The sequence below is a fragment of the Sporomusa sp. genome (assembly GCF_035561255.1).
Classification (GTDB): domain Bacteria; phylum Bacillota; class Negativicutes; order Sporomusales; family Sporomusaceae; genus Sporomusa.
In genome coordinates this window covers 1-8,597 of record NZ_DATMXX010000170.1, presented here as the reverse complement: position 1 = coordinate 8,597, position 8,597 = coordinate 1, and the positions used below count along the sequence as shown (strand labels likewise).

Genomic DNA, 8,597 nt, shown 5'->3' with positions numbered 1-8,597 from the left:
AAAATGATCTTTATGAATTAGCAAAAAATTCATTCGATGACCTTAAAAAGATGCTATAATATTCAATAAATTACCGGGATTTTCTAACAGTCTGAAACTTAGTTGCCAATTGCTTATTTGCAAGATAAGGAGGGGTCTGTTACGATGAAGCTAGCGGAAAAGATGAAATTAACAGATATTATTGATATGAATACACTTTACGGTATTCAGGAAAAAATGGGGAAATTAATTGATATCCCCCAAATAACCACAGACACGGAAGGAATTCCTGTCGGTAAAATCAGTAACTTCATTCCTTTCTGCAGGCTCATCCGTTCCTCTCCCAAAGGCTCCCAACAATGTATGTTATGTGACCAGCAAGCCGGCCGGTTAGCTATGGCGGAAAAACAGCGCCGAATATATACCTGTCATACCGGGCTTATCGATTGTGCGGCGCCGATAATAGTCAATGATTTTCATGTGGGCTCTGTCTTAGGCGGTCAAGTACTGCTTAAAGGCGAAAAAACCAGAGACTCAATTGACATAGAACGAATCTCGAGACAATTTGACATCTCTCTCGATGTTCTCAAGGTGGCAGTTGAGTTTATTCCTATAGTTTCCCGGGAACAGTTGCAGGACTCTGTCGAATGCTATTCGCTGCTGGCTAATTATATCGATCAAATCGGTGTCAACCGGCTGGCGAAAGAGCAATTACTGATGGAGGCGCAAGAGAAAATACTGCTTGAACAAAAGGCAAGGCAAATGAAGCTAAAAACAATCCAGGCGCAAATGCACCCTCATTTTTTGTTTAATACACTAAATTCAATTGCCCGCATGGCTTTGCTGGAAAATGCGTCGCAAACTGAGGAATTGATCTATAGCCTGTCTGATCTATTAAGATATAACTTGAAAAATGAGGAAAATTTCCCTAAAATTCGTGATGATATCAGCAATATAAGTAAATACCTGTTTATCCAAAGCCAAAGCTATAGCGACAGAGTAAGTTATGAAATTGACATTGATGAGTCTGTTATGGACTATCGAATTCCGTCAATGATTCTGCAGCCTATTGTTGAGAACAGTATGATTCACGGGCTTGAGACCAAAAGGGAGGGTGGCAAAATAGAAATTGTTGGCCGGCTGATTTCAGAGCGTGAATTGGAAATAAAAATCACTGATAATGGTAAGGGCATTAAAGCTGAAATACTAAACTTAATCCGCCAGACAGGGATAAATTCCAATAAACAGTTGGGAATTGGCCTGGTAAACACATATGACCGGCTCAGGCATTATTTTGGTGAGTGCTGCGGGCTGACAATTGAAAGCGCACCTAATGTTGGTACCTGCGTGTCCATTCGTATTCCTTGTGTTCAAGAGTATTCTTGATAAGAGGACGGTATTAAAATGTATAAACTGCTGATTGTGGAAGATGTACCCTTAGAAAGAAAGGCACTGCGAAAAATAATTCAGCGACAGTATTTTAATATTAATATTTTAGAAGATGCCAAAAACGGCATCGAAGCAATTGAAAAGGCCAAGCTTTATCGTCCTGACATAATTCTCATGGATATTAGAATTCCTGAAATATCCGGTCTTGAGGCTCAGAAACGGATAGTAAAAATTGTACCAAATGTAAAGACTATTATTTTAACGGCATACAGTGAATTTGACTATGCCCAGGAAGCCATAAAAAATGGGGTCGCTGATTATCTTTTAAAACCAGTAAGACCTGAAGATTTAGTAAAAGCCATTGATTTAGCGATTGTTTCATTAACGAAAGCTATATCAGTGGTAGGTACAGGTCAGAGCAGCGCTATTGTTGAAAGGGACATCCTCAAAGGCGTATTAAATTACATAGAACGCCATTACTGCTCAGAAATCAAGCTCAATGCTGTGGCAGAATTCGCACACTTAAATCCGCAATATTTTAGTCGATACTTCAAGAAGGAAATGGGCATAACATTTACCAATTACGTTATGAAATTGAGAGTGGAAAAAGCAAAAAGACTGCTTGCCGATACAAATTATCCTATCTATCGAATAGCAGCTGAATTAGGGTTTTCTGATCCAACTTATTTTAACAAGGTGTTCCTGAAATACGAAAAACAGCCTCCATACAAGTATAAACAAACGATTAGCAAGTAATATAAGCAATTCTATCACTTGTTAAAACGCTCAGCCGCTTGCCTAATGGTATCCAATTTTTTGTAATAGCAGCAGGTGTTGGGGATGGAAACGCGAACATTATATAGTAATTAATAGTAATTCAATTTTGTATACCAAAAAAGGGAGATGTTTATATGGATAAAGATACTGGTTGTAATGAGGAAGCTTGCGCTGCTTGCGATTGCGGTTGTACAAGCTGCGGCGGTACTGGGGAAAGCAAATTTAGTGAGCGGATGCAAGAACTTTACCAAGAGGGTAAAACAGCAGAGATGCTGGAAGAATGTACTAAAGCATTGGCCGGAGACCCCAATAATAAGGATGCTTATTTTTGGCGTGGTGTTGTAGCCGCTGTCACAAGTGATTTTGAACAGGCGATTGCCGATTACACCAAGGCCATTACACTTGAAGATAAAAATTCGTCCTATTATTCTTATCGGGGTAGTGCCTACGCAATGCTTAATGATATTAAAAATGCTGTCTTAGATTATTCTAAAGCAATGCTTTATAATCCTCAGGATTGGGTCAATTATGCCAATCGTGGGGTATTGTACCTTAATAACGGCATGCTCGAGCACGCGATTGATGATTTCAATAAAGCGATCGAACTGGAACCGGAGGATTTAGGTTCCTATTTACACCGGGGCGATGCATATGCTGCCCGCAATCTATTATCGGTTGCCATTGCTGACTATAGCAAAGTATTGGCGAAATTTCCTGATGAAACTGATGCCCTGCTTAAACGGGGACAGGCCTATTATGAATTGAGCCTCAATGATGAAGCGCTGGCCGATTACAATAAAGTGATTGAACTGGAACCTGATAATATTCAGGCCATTGCTATCCGGGCATCAGCATATTTGGGGCAGGGCAAGTCTGACATGGCAATAGCCGACTTTACCCGGGCCATTGAACTTGATCCCAAAGATACCAGACCATACTTTTTCCGGGGGATAGCATTCGCTGCTAAAAAGTCGTATGATGAAGCCATTGCCGATTTTACCCGGTCAGCCGAACTGAATCCTGATAATGCTCTTGCCTACCATAATAAGGCGCTGTGCTGTGAAATTCAAAAGCGAAATGAAGAGGCTATAGCTGCCTATAAGAAATTTTTAACACTGGCTAACCCTGAAGCACCTGAGGCAACCCATGCCCGGGAGCGTCTGCAGGCGTTAGGTGCCGATACAGCCGGAACTGAGATACAATAGGAGGGGCAGGTTTTGAAAAAACGACGTTTAGGGCGTACTGGACTTATGATTACGCCAATTAGCTTTGGTGCGTTGCCTGTGCAGCGCTGTACCTTGAAAGAAGCAGATCAGGTTCTTAATGCGGCGCTGGATGCTGGCATTAACTTTTTTGATACCGCCAGAGCATATACTGATAGTGAAGAGAAGATTGGGGTCTGTATAGCAAGTCGCCGTAACGAATATTATCTGGCTACTAAAAGTATGGCTAGAACAAAAGCCGCCATGACTACAGATATAGATATCAGTCTTAGTACCATGAAAACTGAGTATATTGATGTATATCAGCTTCATAATGTCAAATCAGAAGCGGACTGGGATGCCGTAATGGCCCCAGATGGTGCGCTTGCTGCTTTAAAAGAGGCCAAGGCAGCCGGTAAGGTTGGTCATATCGGTATAACGGGTCATAATATGGACATGCTGGTAAGAGCCGTTAAGACTGGCGAATTCAGCACAGTTCAGGTGCCCTTTAACTGTGTTGAACAAGGTGCACTGCGCGAACTGTTTCCATTGGCGAAAACAATGGATGTGGGTATTATTGTTATGAAACCGTTAGGCGGCGGTCTGATCTCTGAGGTTGAATTAGCTCTGAGGTTTATTCTTCAGCATGACGGGTTAGTTGCAATTCCCGGTATGGATCGAGTTGAGCATCTTGAACAAAATTTGGCTCCAACAAAAGATTTCAAACCCCTAACTACCGAAGAGACCGCACGCTTGACTGCCGAAGCGGCGGTGCTGGGGCCGGTTTTTTGCCGTCGCTGCGGGTACTGTATGCCCTGTGTGGCAGGAATTGACATCCCGGCCACGTTTATTTTACACCATCAATATACAAGATATGATATGAAGGCCGCAATTCCAGTGCGGTATAAAGGACTTGGGGTCAAAGCCTCTGCTTGCGTTGAATGTGGCGAGTGTGAAAGTCGGTGTCCCTATAATCTGCCTATCCGCGAACGCATGAAACAGGTGGCTCAAGACCTCGGGTAGAGATCCAAGGAGGAATAAATATGGCTGACGACAATAAGTTTGATATTGCTGTTATCGGTGGCGGTCCAGCTGGGCTGTCTGCCGCCTTGACAGGCCGCATCCGCAATAAAAACATTGCCTTATTTGAACACCTTGATTTTAGTCAGAAGCTGCAGAAAGCCCATTTAGTAGACAACTACCTGGGATTGCCGGAGGTAACTGGCAAAGGGTTGATGCAACATTTTGCCGGGCATACCCTGGCACATGGCCCGGCACTTATCAAGGAAAAAGTGCTCAATGTATTTCCGGGAGACAAGATGTTTACTTTGCTTACCCCGAAAACAACATATGAAGCTAAGGCTATTATTTTTGCTACAGGTGTGGTCAGTACGCTGCTCTTTGAAGGTGAACGCGATTTGCTTGGACGAGGGGTCAGCTATTGTGCCACCTGTGACGGCCGCATGTTTGAAGGACGGGATGTAGCCGTTATCTCCTATACACAAGAAGGTGAGAATGAAACCGCCTTTTTGGGAGAGCTGTGCCGCAACGTGTATTACCTGCCTCAGTATAAAGGCGACTTTGCCCATATGCGTTCACCTGTTAAAGTTCTGTCTGCTAAACCTAAGGCGATTGCCGGAGACGGTCAGGTAGAGAAGCTGGTAACCGATAAAGAAGAATTGAAAGTGCATGGCGTATTTATCATGCGTCAATCTGATCCTGTTGAAAATCTGTTGCCAGGCCTGGAGCTTGATGGTGAAGTGATTAAGGTAAACCGTGATATGTCAACAAATATTCCTGGTGTGTTCGCCGCCGGCGATTGTACAGGTAAACCATGGCAAATCGCCAAAGCCACAGGTGAGGGACTGGTTGCCGTACTAAGCGCAATTACATATATTGATAAATAAATGAAAAAAGCGAGACTGCTTTGCTACACACAATGACGGAGAGCGATAACCCGGCTCATCATTACCAGTGCACGGCACAGTCACGCTTTATTTTTTTAATTAAAATCACTTTGGGGATTGCCGTTCCTCTCGTCTTTGGCTGTATAATGCCAGTAAATCAGGAGGTTCCGGCGATTTTAACGTATATTCGGGAGCCAGCTCTGCGCATTTTTCTACAGCCGCTTTCAGATCATAATATACTTCCCACTTCCCCCTAATCAGATCTTTGCCGGTAAGGCGGAGAAGGTAGGCTGGGTGGTAAGTAGCTATGGCAGGAATACCATATTTGGTAGTGAACCAGCGGCCGCGGTCTTTAGTGATGCGGGCATTAGGCGACATCAGATATTTTAAAGCCACGCTGCCCAGAGCAATGATAACCTTTGGCTGGACGAGTGACAGTTCTTTGTCCAGCCAGGTAAGAGCACAAAACTGTCCTTCTTCAACAGTAGGGGTGCGATTGTTTCTCGGGCGGCATTTAATTATATTTGTGGTATAACACTTATCCCGGGTAACGCCGACACTGCTTAATGCTTTATCCAGAAGCTGACCGGAAGGACCCACCAGGGGCACGCCATACTCATCCTCGACCCCGCCCGGTCCTTCCCCAATTATGGCTAACGGGCTGTATGGCGTACCATTATAGGAGGTTGGGCCAATAGCGTCCTGACGCAGATGGCATGCAGCACAAGCCAGAAGCGATTGTTCAAGCTGTTCGTGCGCGTCATGTGTCATGATATCACCTCAGTTGTTTATTTCGCTTTGCAAGAAAGAACTCCTTTTGGGAAAAACGCTAAAAATAATCCCAGGATATATTTGTTTTGCCGGCAATATAAAATTAATAGTAGTGTAAGTAAATATAACTTGACGCTCTTTAGGACGCCAATTAGAATAGAGTTAGTTACATAATATTACCTTATAAGTTGTAGTGTGCCTTTCTCAAGGTGCCTGCAAAAAAAGGGCTGTACCATATCGTAAGAAAGGAATCAAAGTCATGAGCATAATTGAAACGTTTTGCCATGTGATCGGCGAACGGGATAAATATACAGTCGAGCATAGCAAAAATGTGGCTTGTCTGATGGCTGGTTTTGCTGAATATGCAGAACTGCCTGTTGAAGATGTGACCCTTGCTTATGTTGTTGGGATTGTTCATGATGTGGGTAAAGTCAGTGTTCCTGACCATATTCTAAATAAACCGGGCCGCCTGACAGAAGCGGAATTTGCCATTATCAGGCAGCACCCTGAGGTTGGTGCTGATATTCTGGGTGAGGTTGAGGGCCTAAACAAGGTAGCTACAATTGTACGTCATCATCATGAGCGGTATGATGGCAAAGGATACGGTACCGGATTGGCGGGGGATGCTATTCCTTTTTTTAGCCGGATGCTAGCGGTATGTGACAGCTTTGATGCCATGACAACTGTGCGTTGTTACCGGTTAGAGGCGTTCAGCATAGCTAAAGCACTGGAGGAGATTAGCCGGTGTGCCGGTTCACAATTTGATCCGGTGATAAGCCGATGTTTTATTGAGTTTATAAGCAGCCGCCCAGATTATGAGCATTTATCAGCTGCTCATGCTTAGGGGTTGCTCTTAAGCTGCCAGTACTTTACAATTAATATTGAATAATGTATAATTTTATAATGCATAATAGATAGTATCTCAATATATCGTTTAAATGCAATGACAGGGCAGCGCATAATTAGAGTTTTCAGAGAGCTGGCGGCAGGTGTGAGCCGGCAACGAAAGTTATGTCATCCACCCTATGAGCATGCGGTGATGAGCCGCACGTAACACGCCCGTTACGCGTGCCGAGCGGACTCATTGTAGTCAATCAGGGTGGCAACGCGGGAGAATTAGACTCCCGTCCCTATCATAACAGGGACGGGAGTTTTTTTATTGTTAAGGAGGAAGATATATCATGTTAGACATCAAATTCGTGCGGGATAACGCTGACAAAGTTGAGCAGGCGCTAAACAACCGTGGAGCGGCCATAAGCCTGGATGAATTTATCAGCCGGGAAAAAGAGCGGCGTGAGCTATTAGCCGAAGTGGAATTACTGAAAAACAAGCGCAATACTGTTTCTCAGGAAATCAGCAAGAAGAAAAAAAGCGGTGAGAACGCTGATGATATGATTCAGGAAATGCGTGAGGTAGGAGACAAAATTAGCGCTATTGATACCAAAATCAAAAATGCTGAAGCTGTGCTGGACGGTATTATCATGAGCATTCCCAATGTGCCGCATGATTCTGTACCTGTGGGCAAAGATGAGCATGGCAACAAAGAAACGCGCCGCTATGGTACACCGCGCGAGTTTGCGTTTACGCCGTTGGCCCATTGGGAGATTGGCGAAAAGTTAGGTATTCTTGATTTTGAGCGAGGTGGCAAGGTAACCGGCGCGAGATTTACTTTCTATAAAGGTCTGGGTTCGCGGCTGGAACGCTCGCTGATCAACTTTATGCTGGACCTTCATACTAGAGAGCATGGCTACACCGAGTTTTTCCCGCCGTTTATCGTCAATGAAGCAAGTATGATCGGTACAGGCCAGCTGCCTAAATTTGCTCAGGATATGTTTAAGTTAGAAGGCCTTGACTATTATCTCATTCCAACTGCCGAAGTACCGATAACTAATCTCCACCGGCAGGAAATCCTGGACGCCAAGGATCTACCGCTTTGTTATACCGCCTATAGCGCCTGTTTTCGGGCTGAAGCCGGCGCCGCCGGACGCGATACCCGCGGCCTTATTCGTCAGCATCAATTTAACAAAGTAGAGATGGTTAAATTTAGCCTACCTGAAGAGTCCTATAATGAATTGGAGAAACTGACCCTCAATGCTGAAAAGGTATTGCAACTTTTAGGGCTGCCGCATAGAACTATGCTCCTGTGCTCTGGTGATATGGGGTTCTCCTCCGCTAAGACATACGATCTTGAGGTATGGCTGCCCAGTTTTAACACATATCGCGAGATTTCCTCCTGTTCTAACTTTGAGGACTTCCAAGCCCGGCGTGCCGAGATCAAATTCCGTCGTGAGCCTAAGGCCAAGCCGGAGTTTGTCCATACCCTGAACGGATCCGGCGTAGCTATTGGACGGACAGTTGCCGCTATCTTGGAGAACTACCAACAAGAAGATGGCTCGGTCGTTATCCCTGAAGTTTTACGGACTTACATGGGTGTAGACGTGATCAAGTAATTACAGAACCCCGGCGCTGTACCTGCAGCGCTGGGGTTCTGTTATCTAGACGTTATTAACCGAGATCAGGTAAGGGCTTAAGAAGTACATGATAATCGCAAATAATAGTAGCAGTAGAAGAT

At 44.4% G+C, this 8,597-nt stretch carries 8 protein-coding genes; 7 read left to right on the top strand and 1 reads right to left on the bottom strand.

Translation table 11 applies throughout. The features are described from left to right. Positions 1-144 precede the first annotated feature (144 nt). The 5 genes from VN379_RS09770 to VN379_RS09750 all read left to right on the top strand — a co-directional run bounded on the left by VN379_RS09770 (position 145) and on the right by VN379_RS09750 (position 5,254). Complete coding sequence (locus VN379_RS09770) at positions 145-1,365, top strand: sensor histidine kinase (protein WP_325533255.1); 1,221 nt, start codon at positions 145-147, stop codon at positions 1,363-1,365. Positions 1,366-1,383: 18 nt separating this feature from the next. Beyond that, on the top strand, positions 1,384-2,124 hold the full coding sequence (locus tag VN379_RS09765) for a response regulator transcription factor (protein ID WP_325533253.1): 741 nt from the start codon (positions 1,384-1,386) through the stop codon (positions 2,122-2,124). Between the two features lie 155 nt (positions 2,125-2,279). Further along, positions 2,280-3,350: a tetratricopeptide repeat protein gene (locus VN379_RS09760; RefSeq protein WP_325533251.1), complete on the top strand. Its 1,071-nt coding sequence runs from the start codon at positions 2,280-2,282 to the stop codon at positions 3,348-3,350. A 12-nt stretch (positions 3,351-3,362) separates the two neighbouring features. Then, complete coding sequence (locus VN379_RS09755; protein WP_325533249.1) at positions 3,363-4,370, top strand: aldo/keto reductase; 1,008 nt, start codon at positions 3,363-3,365, stop codon at positions 4,368-4,370. Positions 4,371-4,390: 20 nt separating this feature from the next. Continuing rightward, the gene (locus VN379_RS09750; RefSeq protein WP_325533247.1) at positions 4,391-5,254 is read left to right on the top strand and encodes an NAD(P)/FAD-dependent oxidoreductase; all 864 of its coding nucleotides are present in this window, start codon (positions 4,391-4,393) and stop codon (positions 5,252-5,254) included. A 105-nt stretch (positions 5,255-5,359) separates the two neighbouring features. Here VN379_RS09750 and VN379_RS09745 read toward each other — a convergent pair whose 3' ends face one another. Further along, positions 5,360-6,025 carry a uracil-DNA glycosylase gene (locus tag VN379_RS09745; RefSeq protein WP_325533245.1) on the bottom strand — a complete coding sequence of 222 codons (666 nt, stop codon included), beginning with the start codon at positions 6,023-6,025 and terminating at the stop codon, positions 5,360-5,362. Positions 6,026-6,284: 259 nt separating this feature from the next. Here VN379_RS09745 and VN379_RS09740 point away from each other — a divergent pair, with 259 nt between their 5' ends. Continuing rightward, positions 6,285-6,869, top strand: coding sequence for an HD-GYP domain-containing protein (locus VN379_RS09740; protein WP_325533243.1), 585 nt, complete (start codon positions 6,285-6,287; stop codon positions 6,867-6,869). Positions 6,870-7,206: 337 nt separating this feature from the next. Continuing rightward, positions 7,207-8,475, top strand: a complete 1,269-nt coding sequence (serS, locus tag VN379_RS09735; RefSeq protein ID WP_325533241.1) for a serine--tRNA ligase — start codon at positions 7,207-7,209, stop codon at positions 8,473-8,475. Positions 8,476-8,597 lie beyond the last annotated feature (122 nt).